This is a genomic window from Pseudobacter ginsenosidimutans, assembly GCF_007970185.1.
Taxonomy (GTDB): Bacteria; Bacteroidota; Bacteroidia; order Chitinophagales; family Chitinophagaceae; genus Pseudobacter; species Pseudobacter ginsenosidimutans.
The window spans coordinates 5820631-5841351 of record NZ_CP042431.1 but is presented as its reverse complement, the minus strand read 5'-3'; the positions used below and the strand labels follow the sequence as shown (position 1 = coordinate 5841351).

Annotated in this window: 23 protein-coding genes; 6 read left to right on the top strand and 17 right to left on the bottom strand. The window is 41.5% G+C overall.

Translation table 11 applies throughout. The features are described 5' to 3' along the window. Positions 1-50: 50 nt before the first annotated feature. From FSB84_RS23030 to FSB84_RS23005, 6 genes are all read right to left on the bottom strand, one after another. Positions 51-1655, bottom strand: coding sequence for a hypothetical protein (locus FSB84_RS23030; protein WP_192909884.1), 1605 nt, complete (start codon positions 1653-1655; stop codon positions 51-53). Continuing rightward, positions 1655-1900 (bottom strand): hypothetical protein, encoded by a 246-nt coding sequence (locus FSB84_RS23025; RefSeq protein ID WP_130540211.1) that lies wholly within the window; start codon positions 1898-1900, stop codon positions 1655-1657. Before FSB84_RS23025 ends, FSB84_RS23030 begins: the two co-directional genes overlap by 1 nt. A gap of 38 nt (positions 1901-1938) precedes the next feature. Next, positions 1939-2928: a DUF3871 family protein gene (locus FSB84_RS23020; RefSeq protein WP_130540210.1), complete on the bottom strand. Its 990-nt coding sequence runs from the start codon at positions 2926-2928 to the stop codon at positions 1939-1941. Then, positions 2909-3799: an AAA family ATPase gene (locus tag FSB84_RS23015; protein ID WP_130540209.1), complete on the bottom strand. Its 891-nt coding sequence runs from the start codon at positions 3797-3799 to the stop codon at positions 2909-2911. Before FSB84_RS23015 ends, FSB84_RS23020 begins: the two co-directional genes overlap by 20 nt. Positions 3800-3856: 57 nt before the next feature. Further along, complete coding sequence (locus tag FSB84_RS23010) at positions 3857-4204, bottom strand: hypothetical protein (RefSeq protein ID WP_130540208.1); 348 nt, start codon at positions 4202-4204, stop codon at positions 3857-3859. Between the two features lie 251 nt (positions 4205-4455). Further along, positions 4456-4818: a helix-turn-helix domain-containing protein gene (locus FSB84_RS23005; protein ID WP_130540207.1), complete on the bottom strand. Its 363-nt coding sequence runs from the start codon at positions 4816-4818 to the stop codon at positions 4456-4458. A gap of 145 nt (positions 4819-4963) precedes the next feature. On the opposite strand from FSB84_RS23005, the gene FSB84_RS23000 reads away from it, so the two are divergent. The 3 genes from FSB84_RS23000 (at position 4964) to FSB84_RS31745 (ending at position 5852) form a co-directional block, all read left to right on the top strand. Beyond that, positions 4964-5254 carry a hypothetical protein gene (locus FSB84_RS23000; protein WP_130540206.1) on the top strand — a complete coding sequence of 97 codons (291 nt, stop codon included), beginning with the start codon at positions 4964-4966 and terminating at the stop codon, positions 5252-5254. 40 nt (positions 5255-5294) lie between these two features. Beyond that, a complete protein-coding gene (locus tag FSB84_RS22995) occupies positions 5295-5558 on the top strand; it encodes a helix-turn-helix transcriptional regulator (protein ID WP_130540205.1) in 264 nt (87 codons plus the stop codon). Between the two features lie 84 nt (positions 5559-5642). Then, on the top strand, positions 5643-5852 hold the full coding sequence (locus FSB84_RS31745) for a helix-turn-helix domain-containing protein (protein ID WP_130540204.1): 210 nt from the start codon (positions 5643-5645) through the stop codon (positions 5850-5852). Positions 5853-5859: 7 nt separating this feature from the next. Here FSB84_RS31745 and FSB84_RS22985 read toward each other — a convergent pair whose 3' ends face one another. Continuing rightward, complete coding sequence (locus tag FSB84_RS22985; RefSeq protein ID WP_130540203.1) at positions 5860-6477, bottom strand: hypothetical protein; 618 nt, start codon at positions 6475-6477, stop codon at positions 5860-5862. A gap of 415 nt (positions 6478-6892) precedes the next feature. On the opposite strand from FSB84_RS22985, the gene FSB84_RS22980 reads away from it, so the two are divergent. Then, positions 6893-7750 (top strand): hypothetical protein, encoded by an 858-nt coding sequence (locus FSB84_RS22980; protein WP_130540202.1) that lies wholly within the window; start codon positions 6893-6895, stop codon positions 7748-7750. Between the two features lie 183 nt (positions 7751-7933). After that, positions 7934-8467 carry an NUMOD4 domain-containing protein gene (locus tag FSB84_RS22975; RefSeq protein WP_130540201.1) on the top strand — a complete coding sequence of 178 codons (534 nt, stop codon included), beginning with the start codon at positions 7934-7936 and terminating at the stop codon, positions 8465-8467. A 112-nt stretch (positions 8468-8579) separates the two neighbouring features. Here FSB84_RS22975 and FSB84_RS22970 read toward each other — a convergent pair whose 3' ends face one another. The 5 genes from FSB84_RS22970 to FSB84_RS22950 all read right to left on the bottom strand — a co-directional run bounded on the left by FSB84_RS22970 (position 8580) and on the right by FSB84_RS22950 (position 12376). Next, positions 8580-8831, bottom strand: coding sequence for a hypothetical protein (locus tag FSB84_RS22970; protein ID WP_130540200.1), 252 nt, complete (start codon positions 8829-8831; stop codon positions 8580-8582). A gap of 219 nt (positions 8832-9050) precedes the next feature. After that, positions 9051-9428 carry a hypothetical protein gene (locus tag FSB84_RS22965; protein WP_130540199.1) on the bottom strand — a complete coding sequence of 126 codons (378 nt, stop codon included), beginning with the start codon at positions 9426-9428 and terminating at the stop codon, positions 9051-9053. Between the two features lie 2 nt (positions 9429-9430). Continuing rightward, on the bottom strand, positions 9431-10522 hold the full coding sequence (locus FSB84_RS22960) for an RHS repeat-associated core domain-containing protein (RefSeq protein WP_158644072.1): 1092 nt from the start codon (positions 10520-10522) through the stop codon (positions 9431-9433). 131 nt (positions 10523-10653) lie between these two features. Further along, positions 10654-10977 carry a hypothetical protein gene (locus tag FSB84_RS22955; protein ID WP_130540197.1) on the bottom strand — a complete coding sequence of 108 codons (324 nt, stop codon included), beginning with the start codon at positions 10975-10977 and terminating at the stop codon, positions 10654-10656. 10 nt (positions 10978-10987) lie between these two features. Then, positions 10988-12376 carry an RHS repeat domain-containing protein gene (locus FSB84_RS22950; protein WP_130540196.1) on the bottom strand — a complete coding sequence of 463 codons (1389 nt, stop codon included), beginning with the start codon at positions 12374-12376 and terminating at the stop codon, positions 10988-10990. Between the two features lie 473 nt (positions 12377-12849). On the opposite strand from FSB84_RS22950, the gene FSB84_RS22945 reads away from it, so the two are divergent. Further along, on the top strand, positions 12850-15708 hold the full coding sequence (locus tag FSB84_RS22945) for an endopygalactorunase (RefSeq protein WP_130540195.1): 2859 nt from the start codon (positions 12850-12852) through the stop codon (positions 15706-15708). Positions 15709-16104: 396 nt separating this feature from the next. Here the strand turns inward: FSB84_RS22945 and FSB84_RS22940 are convergent, their stop codons facing one another. Genes FSB84_RS22940 through FSB84_RS22920 form a run of 5 tightly spaced genes read right to left on the bottom strand, consistent with a single transcriptional unit; the run spans position 16105 to position 20594 of the window. Further along, a complete protein-coding gene (locus tag FSB84_RS22940) occupies positions 16105-17283 on the bottom strand; it encodes a copper amine oxidase (RefSeq protein ID WP_130540194.1) in 1179 nt (392 codons plus the stop codon). Between the two features lie 56 nt (positions 17284-17339). Continuing rightward, the gene (locus FSB84_RS22935; RefSeq protein ID WP_130540193.1) at positions 17340-18224 is read right to left on the bottom strand and encodes an alpha/beta hydrolase; all 885 of its coding nucleotides are present in this window, start codon (positions 18222-18224) and stop codon (positions 17340-17342) included. 4 nt (positions 18225-18228) lie between these two features. Continuing rightward, positions 18229-19167, bottom strand: coding sequence for a DUF4434 domain-containing protein (locus FSB84_RS22930; RefSeq protein ID WP_130540192.1), 939 nt, complete (start codon positions 19165-19167; stop codon positions 18229-18231). 11 nt (positions 19168-19178) lie between these two features. Then, positions 19179-19904, bottom strand: a complete 726-nt coding sequence (locus FSB84_RS22925; RefSeq protein ID WP_207234215.1) for a GDSL-type esterase/lipase family protein — start codon at positions 19902-19904, stop codon at positions 19179-19181. A gap of 6 nt (positions 19905-19910) precedes the next feature. After that, positions 19911-20594, bottom strand: a complete 684-nt coding sequence (locus FSB84_RS22920; protein WP_130540191.1) for a GDSL-type esterase/lipase family protein — start codon at positions 20592-20594, stop codon at positions 19911-19913. Between the last annotated feature and the right edge of the window lie 127 nt (positions 20595-20721).

The following is a 20721-nucleotide window of genomic DNA, read 5'->3' as shown; positions in this document are numbered from 1 at the left end:
TGTCTGAATTGATAATAATAAATGAGGGGGGGTATACCTTTTTCAGTGAGCTACTGAGCTGATACCTTCTTTTTCTTGCTGGTACTGGGTTTCAGTGGCTCAGTAGGTAACTGAGCTGGTGGTGAGCCAGTGAGCTGATAAGAAGGTAAATTTTCTACAATGGAATCTAACACTGTACTGATGGAGTGGCTTAATTGCTGGTAGGTGATCCCTTCAATCAGGCTATAGGTGTGCATTCTGTTCTCCTCAGTGAGCTGTTTTTGCAAATAGCCTGCATTCAATAGCGCTAAATTATGCCTTTTCACTGTAGGAATAGGAATGTGTAAGCTGTTGCTCACCTCCCTGTTAGTAAAAACAAAAAGGGACTGCATGGCAAGCCACATCCTAAGCCTTTCCAGATAGTTTCTACAGGCTCCTGAAAGATCATCTGATTTCCTCAGCAGGATTTCTTTCATGAGCAAATTAGCCTGCTTAATATCCTCAACAATGGTTTCAATGAACACTTCACCTGTTGCATTATCTGTTTGCTGGTTTCTTTGAAACTGGTGGTAAAAAGTCACTGCTTCAATGAATGCCAGATAATGTGCATTGGTTCTTCTGGGCTTAAATACATGCTCAGGGAGTTGGAGATATTCAGCATAGGGATTTCTCACTGAAACAGGCTGCAATACTCTCTGAACATTTTGCAGGAACTGCTTCACTCTCTTTTCCTCTTGAGTGTTGATCTTTCCTGCACTCCTTTTCCGCTGGTAGTCCATGATCCTTGCATCCTGTTCCCTGCTTTCATCCAGATACAGGAGAAAACTCCTGTTGGCATTGTCTTCATAGACTGATTCCTGAGTGGTGCAGCCTCCAATACAAACAGGCCCTTCTACTCTCAGGGTCGTGGTTTGTGGTTCTCCTGCTGCATTCTTGTAGACCACTGTTTTATTGATCACCTTCTTACTCTGTAGTTCCCTGAGTGGATAGAGTACATCCTGTGCTCCATCCAAATCTTCAATTAATAGCAGCTTGTGCTTCAGTTCCTGCTTGCCAAAATAATAGAAGGCATTTTCACTGAGGCTGGTGATCTCTATTACATCTTCAGATGGCATCAGTTCTCCCACCTTCTCCTGTAAGTGACTTTTTCCTGTACCACTACTTCCCAAACTGATTACATGTAATGGGTGTTCTCTCTTTCTGCTGGTGAAGATTAAATACATCAATAGCCTGTTGGCTTCTTCTCCTATTACTCCTGATTGTCCAATGAGTTCATTGGTTTGCTGAAGAAGATCAGTCTGCTGTAAGAAGTGCTGCACAGCCTTTCTCTCTTCAGTAGATAAAGAAATGGGTTTGGGTCTTTCATCCTGCTGTTTAGCTAATAATTCCAGTCTGTAGGCTTCTAATATATTCACCAGTGCAGCAAACAGGTCTGTCATGAAAGCAGTTCCCAGACTAAACCTTTCAGCACATTTTCTGATCAGCTTTTCTAACTGGGTATCATTGTACAAGTCCAAACTGTGCCTGATGGTATTATCCTTCCATTCCAGTTTCAGGGTGACCCTCATTCTGTCCAGTCCTTCTTTCTTTAATCCTCCCAGTACAGCCACAGTTAACTGCTCATAGCTCCATGTCAGGCATTCTGTATTCTGTGTGTTAAGTGTTGCTCCTTTCATCAGAATACAGTTTTAATATCAAAATGAGCATACAGGTACAAGGTGTCCAGAATGCTGAACAGTAGCTGATCTTGTGCATTTACAGAAACCTCTTCCACCCATACCCACATGCCTTGTTTAAATGGCCCTGTACTTTGCTTGCATTGTACCCTGAATGGACAATACAGCCTTTTCAGCATTCCCTGTGGATTGATCAGCAGAATACTGCTGGCATCACAATATTTAATGGTATAATGATCTTTCATAGTAAAGAATAAGAGCTGGTGATGTGCCAGCTCTCTGATTAGTTTAAAAACCAATTACTGTTCCTGTTATCCAGCCCATGTTTCAATTGATCCACAAACTGGAAGGCATTTACACTCCTGTCTACAAAAGTGTCTATGTAAGAAGTCTTGTTTGATCCAGTGAACAGGTTATACAATCTCCATAGATTGATATTGCCATCTTCTCCCCTGCAAAAAGAATCATCCCTGTAGTAATCTTTCACTACAGCCCCCAGTTGGGTGTCACTGAGTAATAAAGGGTCAATCTCATTCCTCATATTAGCAGGCAGGAAATTGTACATCCTGCACCTGCCAATCAGTTGTGCAAATTGCTGTTCTGATAAATCATACCCTGTGAAGGATTTCAATTCCTTGATATGCAGGCTGGCATTGTAGTCCTCAATCATAGTCTGGATGCTGGATTTCAACTGAGCAATATTCTTTATTTTCAGATCACTCAGGTAGCCATCAGTCCAGACACATAAATTAGTACAAACCTTGTTCTGGAATCCAATAAACACTTTAAAATGTTCATCAGCTCCTTTTCTGCTGTACAGGTTATCCAGATTGTAAGCCTTTACACCTCCAATAGTCAGCGATAAGGTATTGCCTGCAATGGTGTCCTGAATGGAAGGGATTTCTATGACAAAGGCCATCCTTTCATAATACAGGGTCTTTTCATGCTCCTGTAAGGCACTGGCAGGTTTATCCTTTGCTTCCGGGATTCTGCCCTTAATGGGGTGAGACAATCTTACTGAGGGCTTTAAAATAGTCTCTCTTTGAAATATATCAGATACAAGCCCCATAGTGCTTTCGATGAAATCTGACTGTGAGATTACTGGCTCATTGTCTTTAATAAAAACAGGGATCACATGCTTATGCCTGATCTCTTCTACAGAAGATGCTATGGTGTTGGCCTGTATGAAGGGTTTATCAGATGATATGATAGGAACAGGCTGCTGATCATCCAGCATGACTAATTCCTGTTCATTAAATATTGCTACTTCCATTTGCGTATGTGTTTTGAGTAGATAAATGTGCGATTGCAGCTAAGGGCTGCAATTCTTTCTTGCGCCTGCTGAAATGATCGTGGTACTCCTGTTGGTATTCCGGATGCAGAATATACAGGCGCCCTAATTCTCCAATATCTTTACAGGCATTGATACGATCTGAGAAACCGGACTTTCCGGGATCTGTAGAATGAATACCCTCATTGCACCAGTTAAGGATTTTCTTGCCGGTTTCTGAAGTAATGATAAACTCAGGCTTTCCGGAAAACAAGCCGGTTCTATCTTTTGAGGCTCTTGCCATATGCTGGTCATTGGTGATCTCCAAAGCAAGGGTCATTTCATACTCATAACCATCCCTGATCTCATCATCCAGACCAGCTTTCTCCACTTTGGTTTTGTTGCCTTCAGTAATAATATTGTAGGCTTGTTTCTTTCTGCAGGTAGTAATCACATGACAGGGAGATTGCAGGATGGCATTTAGCCATTGCTGGTATAAGGGTGTAGCTTTTGCCCAATCCTGATACCTGCCACCAAGTGAGTTCTGGTATTCCAATAATCCACCCTGTCCTTTCCAGACATGCGTTACGGAATCAATGATGATTACTTCCATGCCTGCTTCTTCACACATGCGTATGGCCTGTATATACCGATCAGGTGAGAAAGGTGGTTTCAGTGAAACAGTTTCAAAATTCCCTAAGTGTGCATACAAAGAAGCTGAATCGTTCTCTGTATCGATGACGGCAATCTTTTGCCAATTTCCAGTGATTCCGTAAGCCAAGAGTAAGGCTCCATAAGTCTTTCCAAATCCGGAAGGCGAAGCTATATTTAATCGCAGCTTCACTCTTTTTCGGGCTGCTGTATGTAATTGCATTGATCAGTGATTTATTAATTAGAAAATAAGGGAGCAGGTTTCCCTACTCCCTAGTACCTACGCACCCAACAATGCTTCGGAAGCCATTGCTATACTATGGTGCGGTCTTTCTTCCGGCACATACGCATAGGTATGCACCAACGTAATGACTTCTCCTGTTTCCTTCACAGTGTATTCATAAGGTTCAGTTTGCACCCTGTCAATGTGTCCCGGCATCGTTTTACCGATAAGATGCTTTGCTGTTTCTTCTGTGAAGGTGGAAGGTATACTGCATCGTTTAGCAGTCATGTAAAATCTTCCGGAACTGGAAGATTGGATCATTTCAATATCTCCTGAGATTTCCAATGCAACAAAGGATTTCCCCTCCTTGTTCTGACGAAGAACATAGCCAGTAATAGTAACCATAATAAGTAATTTTGATTATTTGTAGGAATTGCCGCAAACTAAAAATCCCCATACAGCAAGTACGGGGGCTATCCGGCGGCATCAGGTGAAGGAGGGGGAGCCGTTGACACTGGGTAGTATTGCTTTCACATATTTCAATTCTTTGAAATCAAAAATGCTATAGTATTAATGATTAAATAGAGTACAGCGAAGAGGCTATTTTTATCTGCAAATTCATAGGTATGTGAGTAGGTCAGCTATCTATTGCATTTTTACAATCCTTCCTCTTTGGCTCTATTCAAATATTCCATTTCTGCACCTTTTCCTTTAATAAGGACATGCAATAGCCTGTCTGTCCATTCTTCCAGAATCTTTTGTACACCTGTTTCCGATCTCCACAAAGACTTTGAACGAAGAAGTTGATTTTCCGTATTGAATTTTGCAGTCACCAGATCAGAAATAGAAACTTCCAGTATTGCAGCCATTTGCTGTAATCGATCAATATCTATACGTGTCTGTCCGCTTTCTAACTTCTGATAGGCTCTAACAGACAGATGTAGTTGTTCTGCCATTGCTTCTTGCGTAATGCCTTTGAACTTTCGTAGTTTTTTGATGATTGATATTATTCCATCCATATTACTTCTTTACTTATTTCATGAACAATTTGGTCGTACACCCTGAACCAGATGTACGCATAAGGTTTTTAGTAGCTGCCCTACTTTTGGTTCAGTGATTACATAAACATACAGCTGTGCATTGCAAATGAACCGACCTTTCAATATGGATTTTCTGGATCGACTGCGAGCGAAGGAAAGAGTCGCTTTACAGCAATTTGTAGACGAGTATTCCGGCGCTTTGTACTTTCTGATCCTGTTTATCGTGGAAGATGATAAAAGGTCAGAAAAGGTATTGCATTACGCGCTTAAAGCAGCAATAGCAGCTATTCACACCTACGATCCGCAGCAGGAAGGACTGTTCCTTTGGCTGCTGAAAAAGGCAATTCCCCAAATCGATATTGACCGAAACGTTATCGTTGAAAAGTTTAAACTGCTCATGCAGTCATTTGAATAATTTCTACTTAACATTTGAATCATATTTCAAATCCACTATTATGAAAGCATCTCATTCTATTGAAGAATTTGAAAGAATATTCTCGAAAAACCTCCGTCTATGTCGTGAAAAAAGTGGCTTTACTCAGAAGCAGGTGGCTAAATCAGCAGGCATCCCCTTGCCCACCCTTGTTAAAATGGAAGCAGGGAAGTTTGAAGGACAATGGAGGTTTGTGTTATTCATGAAAATATGCGCTTTCTACGGATACAAGCCCGGTGAAATGTCGAAAAGTGATTTTGTTTTTGAACATAGATCACCCATATAATCTGCATTAGTATGCCGTTGTCATTCTTAAATATTTCGATTCAATGAAATCTCAAAATAATGAAAAAGCCACACTGAAACTTGTATGGCTGTTATTGGACAAAATCTTTCTGGATTGCGTAAATCAAAGGGATTGACAAGAGCTACTGTAGCCTATCATGCGAATATCTCTATGACCACACTTTACAAACTGGAAACTGGCAAATGCGGAAATGTAGGAATTTGGGCTTTATTTGATCTATGCAAATATTACGACATCAAACCTTACACTGTGTTGATTGAGGGAAGATATTAATTGACTGCTAAAACCGGATCGATTTCTTGCATTCTATCGATGCCTTTTCATAGGAATCATAGACAAAACATTTTCGGTTCACAATTTCTGAGGCATAGGCATGATATCCATCTCTATTTGAATATACTTTGGTATTGACTTCAAAATAATATTGCCTGTCGTCTTCCTCAATTTTCTCCTTGATCTGAAATTCAAATTGATCCATGAGCTTGTATTGCTTAGCAATACTGTAATCCCCAACTTCGATTACTTCTGATGTATAATAATTGGTCTCCATCAACGTGACATAACTATACCTGTCTCCAATCGGCACACTAATACCTCCAGCATCAGTAGAATACTCTTGTTTATTGGTAACTGTATGCAAAGCAGGCTGCTTGGCTTTCAAAACAACAAAAATGTATTTCTTATTCTTTTTTACTTCCCGAGTTTGTGGATTACTTACAGTTGGTGTGGCCTTATTATCTGTAGACGCAGATATAGGTTTCTTTTCACTGGCTAATTCTTTTTCACGGATTGAAAGCTCCCTCTCCTTTAAGGCTAATTCTCTTTCCTTTAATGAATCGTTGCAAGCAATTATGACAATGCTTGAGACAAATAACAGTAGTATGATTTTTTTGCTCATAAGAATTGTTTTATAGAGAAGTATCACATATAGAGTGTCAAATATGACACCAAATATATGAAAATAGTATTGTTTGTAAAGACAGGAATTATGTATGTAATATCGACCTGTCTAAAACTTATAGGCAGGATTAACTTTACTGCTGAACAGTAATTTCGATGATTTAAGGTCACTCTACTAATGGAATGAAAAGGCATTCAAAGGAACCAAAATTGATTATTTCAGTTACAGTATATAGAGCCGAACCACAATAAGCATTTTTGATTACACATTTTGAAAAAAGATCATTTGATTTAACTTTGCAGACGTAAGAAAATAAATATTTTGTAGTTCATTTCTGCTGTATTTCTTCTCTTTATAGACCCCATATCAAAGCAATATGCTGATGCTTGGGAGGAGTTAAAGTCTCCTAGTTTTGGAATTAATATTTATCTCACCTCAACTATTTATTGTGTTACAGCGCGCCACCCTTTGTGTGCCTGTTCAATTAATTAAGTATGCGCATGCTAATAAGCTGCAAAAGGCTCTTGGCCTGTATTTGCTCTTAAAAGCGTCCTGTGATGGACATGCAGAATTTAATCATGATTGGAAGGCATTTTTAATGAATACTTTAGACATAAAGACTACTCGTTCCTTTAATAAGTATATGAGCATGCTCATTAATGAAAACTGGGTGGGGCTGGACAAAAAGAGCAATACAGTTTATATAAGGAGCTTTAAGTGGCTTAGAATGAAATATGGCTTGTATGAACCTTCTATTGTAGAGTTTGATGTAGTTGAAGATGCAAGGCATATCGTTGATTTCATTAGCTCCACTATCCTCTGCTTCGAGATAAAAAGGAGAGAGCATGCAAGAAGGGCTGTGATAATAAAGAAGGCTGGACGTTCCGCATTAAAAAATGAGAGTGCATTACAAGTACTGAAAGCAAAGAAATATATCACAGCCTATATTGGAATCTCACTTGAAAAACTGGGCCAATTATGGAATGTAAGTAAATCTCAGGCAGATCGAATTAAGAACCGACTAATAAGGCTAAACTATATCAGGAGAAAGAAGCATTACGAAGTAATTCAAACTTTAAATAGCCCAGATTTTTCACTATTCAGGCATTTGCCAGCTAACAGGCGCTATGATGTAAAAAAGCGAAAATCTAAAGGAGCTACAGTTTATCTGTTTCGTGAAAGGACTTTTGATGAAATAATAAGTTGTATGAGATTTAGTAGCCAAAAAGCGGTGATTAGAGCATTGAAAAACCGACTTGTGAGGGCTTGATTAGAAAAGATTGAAATAATACTCTCTTATAATCTCTCATTTATAATATTCCCTCTTTTTGTACAGTTAGAAACACTATAAGTATTAAACCATCAGTCTGTGGACCTGAAATAAACAAACATTTAAACACAAACATTCCATGATGTACACAAAAACATTCAGGAGTATGAAAAAAACAATTTTATGGAAGAAATCAAAGAAACTTGGAGACCAGTCGTCGGATTTGACGGCTACTTCGTCAGCGATCAGGGAAACCTAAAGAGCATTGACAGAATTATCAAGACTAAAAACGGGAAGCTCTGTCGAATAAAAGGCAGGTCCATTACTATTAGACTAAACAACTTCGGATATCTTGACACTCGTCTATATAAGAACGGTAAAAAGAAGTCTGCTTTTCTGCATCGTCTCATTGCAGAGGCATTTATTCCAAATCCAGCCAATCTCTCACAGGTGAATCACCTCAATGGAATAAAAACAGATAACAGAATCGAGAATTTAGAATGGTCATCACCGGCAAACAACATGAAACATGCGCACGATACAGGCTTATCTAAGCCCCCTAATCAGAACCACAGAAAAGTTATTGACAATTGTACTAATCAGGAGTATGACAGCATACGAGAGGCTGCAAAGGCGTATGGTATACCTTACAGCACTTGTAAGTATATTCTGAGATCTCTGACGAAAAATCACACTTGTCTGCAATTGGCTGCCTAATAGAACAAAGCAGGCATTGCGCCTGCTTCTTTTGTTAGTTTCAGAATATGCTGAACACAGAAAAAGGATTGACAGTTAAGCCAATCCTTTTGAGTATTATTCAGGTGATAAGTCATACCATACCTTGTCTAAGTATTTCAATTAAAGCGCCATTATGATCATACATTAGAATTTCAAGATTAGGATTGATTTGGAAAAGTCTAATAATATTACTCTTTGCTTTTTCAATTGAATCCTCTATAAAAAATGGTTCCTCTTGACCTTGAAGAAATAAATCTATTCCATTCTTTTGTAAGACATGCCCAGTTCTGCTATCGCACAATAACAGGGCTATCTGACCATATTCGAGTGTTGGTGCTTCCACGCAATTCAAATTCATCCCCAAAATTACTTTATAAAATATTTTTCATCCTATGCAGGTCTACGTGTATTCCGCATACCTAAGTCGGTAGATTAACAGTGAATCTGGATCCATATACAGAACTATTCAGAATATGCTGAACTTACTAAAAGAATTGACCATTAAGCTAATCCTTTTGAGTGTTATTTAGCAGTTGATAAATTGTACACTGACCATTGGATGTTATCGAAATGATCCTAGTATTTTATCATAATTCAATTCAGGTGAATTTATTCTGTTTTCTTCAATCCAATTATTTGATCCTGCACGCCAATTTGCAGCAACTATGTAATAGACTTTGTCAGACTCTATTTTAAACACATATGCATCTGGAGGAGCTACGATATCCAATAATTTTTCAGGAATTTCACTATTAATCTCACTGATTGTCAGTCCATTCATTATAGAAGGGATATCCAAATACATTACTCCCCAAAACTCCACGTCAATATTGAAGCCATCTTCATAGTTTTCCTCATTATTCAAACTTCTTAAAACTAATATTGAATGACTTGCTGCATATGCCCATAACTTAAATTTTCGTTCTGATTTATAGTTCATAATTATCTAGGTTTTGGTGCAATCTGGTATGCTCCATTTATTTTTTTATAGAAGGTTGTTCTATCGATAACCCCCGGTGTATTCTTAATTAAATACATTTCCCAATTTGTCACATTCCCTAATACAGGTGATGGGCCTACAGGATTTTGTGCATATTTTAGATACTTCCAGTTTTTGAACCCTTCTAAGTTAAAATGAAGGTTGTTATTAGGGTTCATTATTGCTGCTTGTATTTCTGCTTTATTAAATGCTCCTGTTGAGAATTGCCGATAATTAGCGAAGCCAGTTGTTGCTGAAAATGAATGCAAATCATCTAATAGACCAAAAGCCAAATCCGCTCTTTTAGGAGCAAATGTCAGTGTTCCTAAGGCTGACATGTCATCTAGCTTTGTTGTTGCCTTCGTGGAGAAGCTCAATGGCATAGCTTCCATAACTATAGAAGATGATCCCATCATTAATAGGCTTGTCGAAACTTTAAGATTATGAGCTACTGGATCTGCCTCATAACTACGAAGCCCCGCTTCTCCAAAATTCTTCAACCATAGTGCTAACTTCGTATCCCAGCTAGACCAAAACTTATTAAATGCCTGTTCATAAGTCAGCCCGTCATCATTCTTATATCCTTCAAATCCTATGAAATTATCAGTGATTTGTGTCCATCTCGCACTAAATGTACCCAATTCATTTGTAAAGGATCGTAACTGCCCAGCTTTTATTGGAACCTTAGTCTTTGTTCCACTTAAGAAATAATCTTTTCCAGCTTCATAAAATCCTAGCTTATTAGTCTTTTCATCAATTTCTACTTTATGAGTTCCTGTTGCACCTACAACTGAATTATCACCATAAGGGTCACTAAAAACAATTGGATTATTTGTATAAGCAGAATAAGGGCTGTATCCCATAACAGGTCTGGGATCCAAATTCCACCTCCTTCCTATCCTTGGATCATATTCCCAAAACTCAGCAGTATAACTATTACCTTCTCCTTTAATCTCATTAGACATTTCCTGTCCATTAAACCCAAACTTATACTTATTATCCCCTCCCACTCTCATCGCCATACCAAATGGATAATAATCAGTTCCACTCAACATTATCGGCTCAAAATGGCTTATCAAAGAACTTTGAATATCTGTTATCTTCTATTAAGAAAAGGATTGACCGTTAAGCCAATCCTTTTGAGGATTATTTAGCTGGTGATTAGTTTTATACTACCAACTATACTTTATTTATTCAAGTTCTCTCTAGCGAAAATTGAGTTTAAGAAGTCGTTTTGATCAGGATATTGAGTTAGAAGCAATCTTTGGATTCCTAAATAATCCTTATTTAAGACATCAATTCCTTTTTGAGTTAGAAAATAGCTTCCCACTTGTCCCTCATATTCACGAGTAATGAATTCTTCATGAAGAATACTATTCACCAAATCATTAAAATAGAATATTCCAAATTTGAATTCTAGTACCCTGATTAATTCAATGGAATTGTTCCACGCTTTCATTTTATTTAATAACAGTAAAAACAATAGCTTTTCATGTTTTTTGATTTCCATACAAAATAAATTATTTATTCATAACTTCTTTCTCTATTTGTGCGTTTCCTGCTTTTATAGCTTCCTCAGTATAGAGCTTCATGTCGTAATCACGATGAAACATATTCATCTCTTTTAACACCTGTACATGTGCGTCCTCATATTTCATACCCTTACCTACTAATTCCCGTTCACGTAATTCATGCTTAGCAAAGTTAACGTCTACCTGTGTAGCTTTTATTTCTCCGTTTGCGATTTTTCGAAGTCTATCAAGCATAATGTCGTTTTCTGCTTTTTTGCCGAATTGCGCAAGGTGTTGTTCGATAAACTTAATATTTTGTGCAGTAATTACTGTCCTCGGTGCAATCGCAAATCCTTCGAATAACAATGCAATATTTGCAATTTGTCGACCTCTTTCAGCAACTTGCATACCCGCTGCCCCTAGAGCTAAAGCTCCATAAAGAACAGGGTCCTTTTTCATCAGATAACTAGTCAACTGTGGAGTTGTTAATTTCCAAAGTGCTATTTGATCCTCGTCATTTCTTTTTGTAAACGGGAGTGCACCATCAGATTTAGTAATGCCAGTTCCTTGAAGTGGTCCTCCAGGCTCTCCAAGTTGTGCATTGGGGAAAAACTCCTTTTTACCCGTATTTGTGGAGAAACCATGAGCAGACAGGGTTTTTATCACCACTTCATCGTAAAAGACATCTTTGCCTTGGGCTTGTATTACGACTATTGAACGAGATGTAGAACCTCCGCCGCCAATTTTGACTCCACTAGGACCAGTTATTGATGGATAATAGACTCTAGTTGTGATGAAACGTATTGTGTCTTTGCCGTCATAGTCAATCGATGCTGTTGGATTATTACCTGCAAAATGGTAAGGCGTAAATGACGGGTATTTTGCTTGTAAGGGATCCATAGAAAGGAATCTGCCAATACGAACATCATGTACCCTTGAACCAAAATCAATTTGATTTCCAGTTCCCTTCACCTCATTATCATTCTCTTTCCCATTAAACCCATACTTATACTTATTATCTCCTCCTACCCTCATTGCCATACCAAAAGGATAATAATCTGTCCCGCTTAACACAATTGGTTCAAAGAACTTAATCAAGGCAGCATTCAATGGATCTGCTATGCCTTTCTTTCTATCGGAGATAGTCACCAGCACATTGCCTAAGTGGTTACTCAACTCATACATCCTTTCACCTCTCACAAATAACCCACCTGTATCAACCACTGCTGCGGGGCCCGCATTTCCATTGTCAACCGGCTGTATTGCATTCACCACTCCCAGCCTGCTGCTACCGTAAATATAACGCTCACTTTCGTTTAACACAAATCCCTGCAACGGAGTGGCGGTGGTGGTATCACTGTTATACGTCGCCATTACATTCCCCTGCGCATCTCTCACATACCAGGTGATGGTTTTTCTTCCATTCTTTTCTACTGATTTACTGATCCGGGTACCCGCCGCATCATAAGTATATCTTATCTCACTGGCTGGTACCTGAATACCTGCGCCTCTACTAATACCCGTAATCTTACCATTATGGTATAAGAGAATATGCTACCAATGTTGAAAAATAGGAACTGGGTGTTATTTACAAATGCATGGATTTATAAGTGTACAGTTTCAGTTATTAAATGCGCAGAATCGTAAACAACTGTGTAAATGTTTTTCTTATCAATTTTATTCTGTCAGTTAATTTTAGATAATGGTTTGCCAATGTGTCATATTTTTAGTAAAGACAATGTTTCTACATTCATCATTCTGAAAATTATTAATATAGATTGATGGCAGTACCTTTATTACATCTCCGTTTTTTTTGCATTTGTGTATTGTTTACAATTAGGGCAAGTGGTCAGGATTCCAATTCTTCTTTATTGAATTCTCGCGCCGGAGCAAATCATGTTGCGGGTTTCGCCGGTGATACAATCCTGATCACGAAAGGCAGCACTTATACATTTACTGTTGATACTCCTGCCGATAGTGGCCTGGTAAGCACTTTACCTGATATAAGAAGTTTATTGCAACAATTTGAATTGCCGCACCATTCAATGGCAAGTATTGAAAGCACAGATGGCTCTCTCAGATCAGCCGGACTTATAAACGAAGGCGATCAATTGGTTTTATCTGACGCTTCGAATGGAACAGTACTGAAGCGATATTACCTCCATCTTCGTCCCCTGGCGTTGAATGGGAATCTGACTTTGCATAAGTCAACCGTTACTGCAGGCATTAAATCTGATCTGGAACTTTCCTTCTCTGCCGGACAGCGTTCCCCCAACACAACAGTCAGGATCTTCATCCCGGCAGGTATCCCTATAAGTATGGATAATGCTACCATCAATGTGATTGGTCGCGGAGCCGTATTATTAAAAGACCTTCACAAACAATCAATCGGAAGAACCGGAAGTAAATATTCCTATACACAAGTTGGAAATGCAAAACTGCAATCAGCAAAAGGCGGCAACTGGCTGATCCTTTCCGGTCTCGATCTCCGTCCTTCCAATGGCGCGGATATTGTACTTCGCATAAAAGATGTAATAGTGCAAAAGGGTAAAGAATATATTTTCAAATCGAATTATAGTACTACGTTGCCGGAAATCCTCACCAGTGCAGGCGCATCTGCTGAAACAGCCGTTCTCAAAGCAGTTAGCGACCTGGTTGAATTGGAAAGGATCCATGAAACTGTATCCGGTACGCAGGCAACTGATTATACAAACATCCGGCTCAAACTGCCGCTACTGAAAGGAATGAAAACTCCCGTTATCGTTGTTTCAACTGATCAGGGAAAAACATGGAAAACAGCCGCTGCATCATACGATATGCAGCATTCAGTAATAACTCTCCGTAATCTGAAGGCCAATCAACTGTATTGGATCAAAGCAAGAGTGGCCGACGGGAAAGTTTTGCGTACTACCAATACCATTCACTACTATTCCGGGATGATTCCTGCTTCTTCATTCGGTATCGATGGTGATGAAACGAAGGACTATACTGAGCTCATCAACCAGGCTATCGATTCCATTCATCGAATGGGAGGCGGCACATTGCTTTTCGAAAAAGGCACTTATAATGTCCGCACCATCCACCTGAAAAGCAATGTACATTTGTATGTCGCCAAACTGAGTACCATCGCGGCTTTGAAAGGAGGCGACGCTCCGGAAACAACCTGGTTCAGCGATAAGAAATACCGATCGGGCCTCTCTCCCACTGATCCCGGTCCTTACGATGATCCGGAAAACTATATGACCAAACAGGATGTAGGTCACCATTATTTCCATAATTCCATGTTCTTTGCTACCCGCGAAAACAATATCCGCATCTCCGGCAACGGACGGATCACAGGCAATGGCAATCTTGTTACAGGAGATAAAGTGATGAACAATGCGCCGGATAACAGGTCCGACAAAATGTTCACTTTTAAACTCTGCACCAATATTGAGATCGGTGGCCTGGTGCGCAATGAAGATCTTTGGTACGATGAGAAACGCGACGAACCCTATTACATACTCCCCAACGGGCAACGCGATACCCTCCTGGATAATATGCTGCATATAGATCAGGGCGGGCATTTTGTATTACTGGCCACAGGCACCGATAATATCTATGTTCACGATACCTATTTCGGAAAAGCAAATGGCCGCAATGCCCGTGATATCTATGATTTCATGGCCTGCAACAATGTAACGGTTACGAATATCTATTCGAAGGTGAGCTCGGATGATATCGTAAAACCTGGATCGGATTGTTCACTTGGATTCACCCGTCCAGCCAAAAACTACAAAGTGCGGAATGTGATCGGCGATACCAATTGCAATCTCTTCCAGGTGGGATCGGAAACGGCAGATGATATCCAGGATATCTGTGTAGACAATATCTATGTATTGGGCGCCAACAAAGCGGGCTTCTCTATTTCCACCAACGATGGTGCTCATATTAAAAATATCCATCTCAACTGCGGCCACACAGGAAAACTGCATTCGCGTTCAAAAATGCTGCGTACTTTTTCACCTTTCTTCATTTCCATTTCCAACCGTGGAAGAATCATTGGAGCAGAAGTAGGAAAATATGCATTCACAGAGAACGGAGAAAAGCACAATGAACTGCTCGTGAAAAACGTGAATATTGGAAAAGTGGAGAACATCATCCTGAATGGAATTGATATCGCTGAAGTGTATGCTGGAAGCTCCTACAGCGGTCACCGCTGGAAAGCATATGATTCTAAAGATGGAAAACAACGCAGGGCCACTGCGATAGTAGCGGGTTATAGTCTCCCGATCTCTAACGTTGTGGAAGGCGGACTTGATTTCAAGCTACCCAATGGACTGCACACAGGTTATATCGATAACATACAATTCAATGATGTGCATATTCTCGTGAAAGGCACAAATCCTCTTGCCGATACCAGCGCCAATCCGCCGGAACTTGGAGTTGGTCAGTACAATGTATCCAACCTGAAAATACAACCCTCCTACGGCCTCTGGGTGCGGCATGCAAGCAATCTCCTGGTGAAGAACTGCAATTTCAATTATGAGGATACTGATCACCGTTATGTGATCTTCCTGGATGATGTGAAGCAGGCAGTAATCAGCGGGAATAAAATGGTAAAGGCTGGTAATCTCTCTTCTGCAATAGGTAAGAAACAGGTTACAGGTCTTATCTGGGAAAAGAACAAAGAATATACTGATAACTGGAAAAATAAAGACCTGAGCCTGTTCGACAACCCTGGCCTTTAGCAGGCATTCTGCTATCTGACTACCCGTTCAGTACTGTCATAGCGGGTAATCAGCGGGTAAAAACTGAGTATCAATAGGATAAATAGCAAGAGTAAGTGAAGATGAGGTGGACTTGATCCGGAGATGAAGCGGACTTGTATTGGAACGTTAATGCCCGGATCGGGTCAGGATGGTGCTTATTCAAATAATCATTCCCGGCTGTATTGCATCCAAAGATTCTTTTCATTTCAGTGATAATAATCGAGAAGAATTTCAATTGTACTTTATTAGATAAACAAAAAATGGACCGGCTATTCAGCCGGTCCATTTTTCTTTTTTACCATTATCCGGCATCCGGCCTAACAACCAGCAATGATTGCAACAACCACCGGAAACCGGATAACAGTCAGCAATATCTTATTCCATATCGATAGGAATGAACACCAGTGGTGTTGGCAAACAGCTTGCACCGGGAGGCGAATAGGTCATGCGGATGGTTTGCTCCTCACCATTCTTTGCAGGCGGGAAGATCTGCACCAACACTGCTTCAGGAGCGGCTTTGGTAGTCAGACGATCGGCAGGAAGCTGTATCACGCCTCCTTTGAATTTACCTTCGCTTACCACCATGGTATTGGCCATGCCGCCACACCATTTATTGTCGGCAGAACGTGCATTCCAGGTAACCAGCGCCAGTCCTTTACCATCGGTGCTTTTCCATTTCATTTCGATATTGTAGATCACGCCGTAATTACCGGCCAGGGTTGCGATCTTACCGGTAGCTGCATCTTGTCCCAATACCCAGGGATCGAGGTTGCCATCGGCAATGGTGAGTGCTGCAACGCCATTCTTCGTATCGAAAACTTCGGATATGTTCACCTGGTAGTTACTAACGCCAAAGATACCACGACCAGCATTGGAATGCCTGCTGCTCAGCACCGTGTCGATCTGCTCACTTGCTTTTGCGGTACCTTTTTCGGGAGAGGTCTGCACCACGCTGATCAGGCCGGGCTGATCGATCACGAACTCATAGAAGCCATGTACCAGCTCATCGTATTTGGCCACGCGTTTTTCCATCGCTTCATCCAGCACTACTGTTTGCCCGGGTTTGATAGTGCGTGATCTGCTTTCAGGTTTTGCTTTGAAATAATCCGCCAATCCATTTTTGCCTGCGCCAAAATAATTGGTAGTTGGCTTCTGCGAAGAGTATTTCAGCATGCGCAGGGTCATTTTCTGGTCGCCTGTATTCTTGATCACAGTATTGATCCTTCGGTCCATTTTCGGCTCCTTCACGCCGTTCACATTGTACATGTACACGCGCACAGAACCAGGTTGAACGGCTTCGCGCAGCGCCACTGCTTCGGGGACGCGGATGTATTCAGGATCGTCTGAGATGATATATTGAGGTCCGGGCAATACCATTTTCTTATACTGGAGGTCCTGGAATTTTCCTGAAAAGAAACCAGGCAGTTCTACAATGCTACCCTGTTTAGCTTTCAGCAAAGCTTGTGCTGAAGCGGGTTGCAGGGTTTGTGCCGATGCGCTTCCCAGTGATCCTGCCAGCAGCAGGGATAATGCCAGAACGGAATTTCTTTTCATCTGTTTCTTTGATTGAACGGATTATAAAATTTGATGCCTGTTATAAAAAACTTTCATCAGGATTTAGCTGGTAATTGAATGATGATCTCGCGCGCTTTCATTTTCTTCTTTTGCACGGCGGTCTGCATGAAGCTGTCCATTTCCGCAAAGCGGCGGAACATGAAATTGCTCACTTCGTGCCCTGCTCCGGGAAAACTGTACAATACCAATGGTTTCCTGTTTTCCACTGCATACTTATAAATGCTGTGTGAACCGAAGAAAATCATCCAGCCGGGATCGATAGCCCTGCAGAAGCGATGGGCAGCGGTTCCGAAAGGCACAAGCTGGTCTCTTGTGCCGTGCATGAGAAATACAGGGATCCAGTTATCAGTCTTGATACTGTTCAGATCCAGCAAGGCACCGGAGAACGACAACACACCGGTGAAACGGAATTTGCTGAAGAAATCGAAGCGCGGATCTTTCTTATTGATGAAGGGATTGAACACAAGATTGAGAACAGTCTCAGCTCCTGCACTGCTGCCGGCGATGAAGAATTTTGAAGTATCCACTCCCAGCGTTGCTGCGTTCTTCACAATATACAAACTCGCGTCCATGGCGTCATCCACAGCCACCTGTATGGCTTTGAGCTTTTCGGGAGTGGCAGTGCCGCAGCCGAAATCCTTTCCTTTCAGATACAATCTGTATTTGATCACAAATACATTGTATCCCATTTTGGTGAGTCCTTCTGCCATGGGGCGTTGGTTCTTCGGTTCACCGCCGGTGAAGGAACCGCCATGCACAAATAGAACGGAAATGCCATTGGCAGGGCCTGCAGCCTTGTAATAATGCATCCAGAGCGTGTCTGCGCCTTTAATGGCATAGGTAAGACTATCGGGTTGCTGCGCTGAAACTGCCAGCAATGAAAAAATGGAAAACAATAAAAAGAAAATTCTTTTCATCATGAGATCATTTTGGCAATTGAGCAATGTATTCCTTGTACCGGTTATAGAGATGACCTGCCTGCAGGTAAGCCGATTGAGGGCTCATAAAATGCGAGAACTCGAAAGTAATGGCCTTGTCGTAACCCGCTCTGCGCGCAGCTTCCAGCTTGAGTCGCAGTTTCTCGAACTTGATGGGCAGGAACTTAATAGGCATATCTCGGTCGAAGCTCTCTGCGTTGGTCCAGCATTTCAGGCCGTATTTATCGGCCATCCTTTTATTGACGGCAAAGAAATCATCCAGTTCATTGTAATCGATATGCCCATCCTGGAATGCCACTGCATCCACGGCGCCGCGGATACCATCGAAGATCTCGCTCCATTCGGATTCATGTTCCCTGATACTCACAGCATCCTCTTTGCTGAGCGATGATGAGGCGGCCATTACGGCTTTCTTGCCATCGATCCAGGGAGAGATGAGTGTAGGCAATCCATTGCTCACCTGTTTGCATTGCAGTCCGAGTGTCTGGAATGCATGGGCAGCGCCCTTTGTTTTTCTGCTGATCTCCATGCTCAGGTACCAGCCCTTGAAACTTTTATAATGACCATAACGCTGCCATACTTCGTCAATCACAAAGCGGTTGGCGTCGATCTCATGTTGCATATCGCCGGTATCCCAGTATTTGCCGCTATCGTACAGGCCAAAGTAGAAGTTCATGCCTTCTTCATCGGCGAGTCGGAGGAACAGGTCTACCAGGTCAACCGGAGGTTCATAGCAACCATGATTGTTCAGCAGGTAAGTTGATGGGTAGGTAATGAATTTGCGGTAGCCGCTGCGGATCAGTATCACAGTGTCGATGCCAACGGCTTTCATATGCCGGAAGTCAGCACGCCATTCGTTCTCACCCCAGTTTTGGTGTGGGATATCATGACTGATCTCATCGAGGAAAGTACCAGTTATTTGCATGGTCAGATAGATTAGAGATATTTTTTTGCTTTCAGGAACTCCACCCATTTGGCGTAAGCAGCAGGGCGAAGGTGAATGCCATCGATGGTCATGTTTGCATGCAGTTCTCCCTGCTCATCTGCAAACACTGGGTGAAGGTCAATAAAGGTGAGTGCGTATTCCGCTGCGATCTTTTTGATCTCATTGTTCAACGCAATCACCTTGTTTTTCTTGTTTTTTAAGTATGCCGCTGTCAGGATCCTCTCGTTCATGGGCAGGATGCTCTGGATGTACAGTTTTGCCTTAGGGCAAACCGTTCTGATACGCTCCACGATCCTGCGATAATTGTTGGCGCTCACTTCTGTGGGCAGGCCTCTTCCGATATCATTGATACCGATCAGTAAAAAGATGACTTTAGGTTTGATCAGCAAATGCGAATCAAGTCTCGCCAGCAATCCAAAAGTATTGTCGCCTCCAATGCCCCTGTTCACCACCGGCTTTCCGGGAAGCAGTTCCTGCCATGGTCCGCGCTCAGTGATACTGTTACCCAGGAACAGGATTGCATTTTTTTGTGCAGGCAATACACGGAACAATTCCATGCGTTGCTGGTAGTAGGTGTTATTGTAGCTACTGTCTATTTTTACAGTTACTGCTGCTGCCGTATTTGTTCCGGACTGAGCAGGTGTTTGTGCCACCGCCATTCCACAAACCAGCGCTGCTGTTAATGTAAGCCCCCATCTGATATTGGTTGTCTTCATAAAAATCTATTTAAGGTGTCCCTTTGCTTTGAGTAATGCCACCCACTTAATATACGCAGCTGGCCAGAGGTGCAGGCCGTCCTGGGTATTCTCTTTTTTCAGTTGTCCATTTTCGTCTGCCACAGCGGGCGCGATATCCACCCATGTATAACCGAATTTCTCCGCCAGCGCCTTGAACCGAAGGTTCAATTGTCCGATCACTTCATTTGTCACTTTCTTATACTGTGCTGCCAGCATATTCTCATTAACCGGCAGTACGCTTTCAACATACACTTTCGTCTTCGGCGATTCAACTTTCATCTTCACCAATATCCTCTCAAATGTTTTCGCAATGGTATCTACCGGTATCCCGCGTTTCAGATCATTCACTCCCGACAATATAAAGATCTTCGCCGGTTTCGAGCTCAGCACTTCATCGATCCTTGCCAGTACGCCGTAGGTTACATCACCGCTGATTCCCCTGTTCACCACCGGCTTCCCGGGCAACAATTCCTGCCACTCTCCCATCTCCGTAATGCTGTTGCCCACAAACACGATCTCCTTTTTCTGATCCGGCATCAACCTGAAAAACTCAAGCCTGTTCCTGTAATGTCCATTATTGTAGCTGCTATCGATCACTACTTTCTCCTGCGCCAACGCTCCCTTAGAAGCTGTTGCCAGTAAAACCCAAAATGCAAAATATCTGATCATACCATTTCTTTTTAGAACCATCCCCTTAGGTGAGCGACTGCCCGCACTCTGAAAAGTTGTAACAGAACCAGAAGTGACTGATGCACTCCCGACCCCATCAAGCGAAGGGTTCTTCTGCAACGACCTC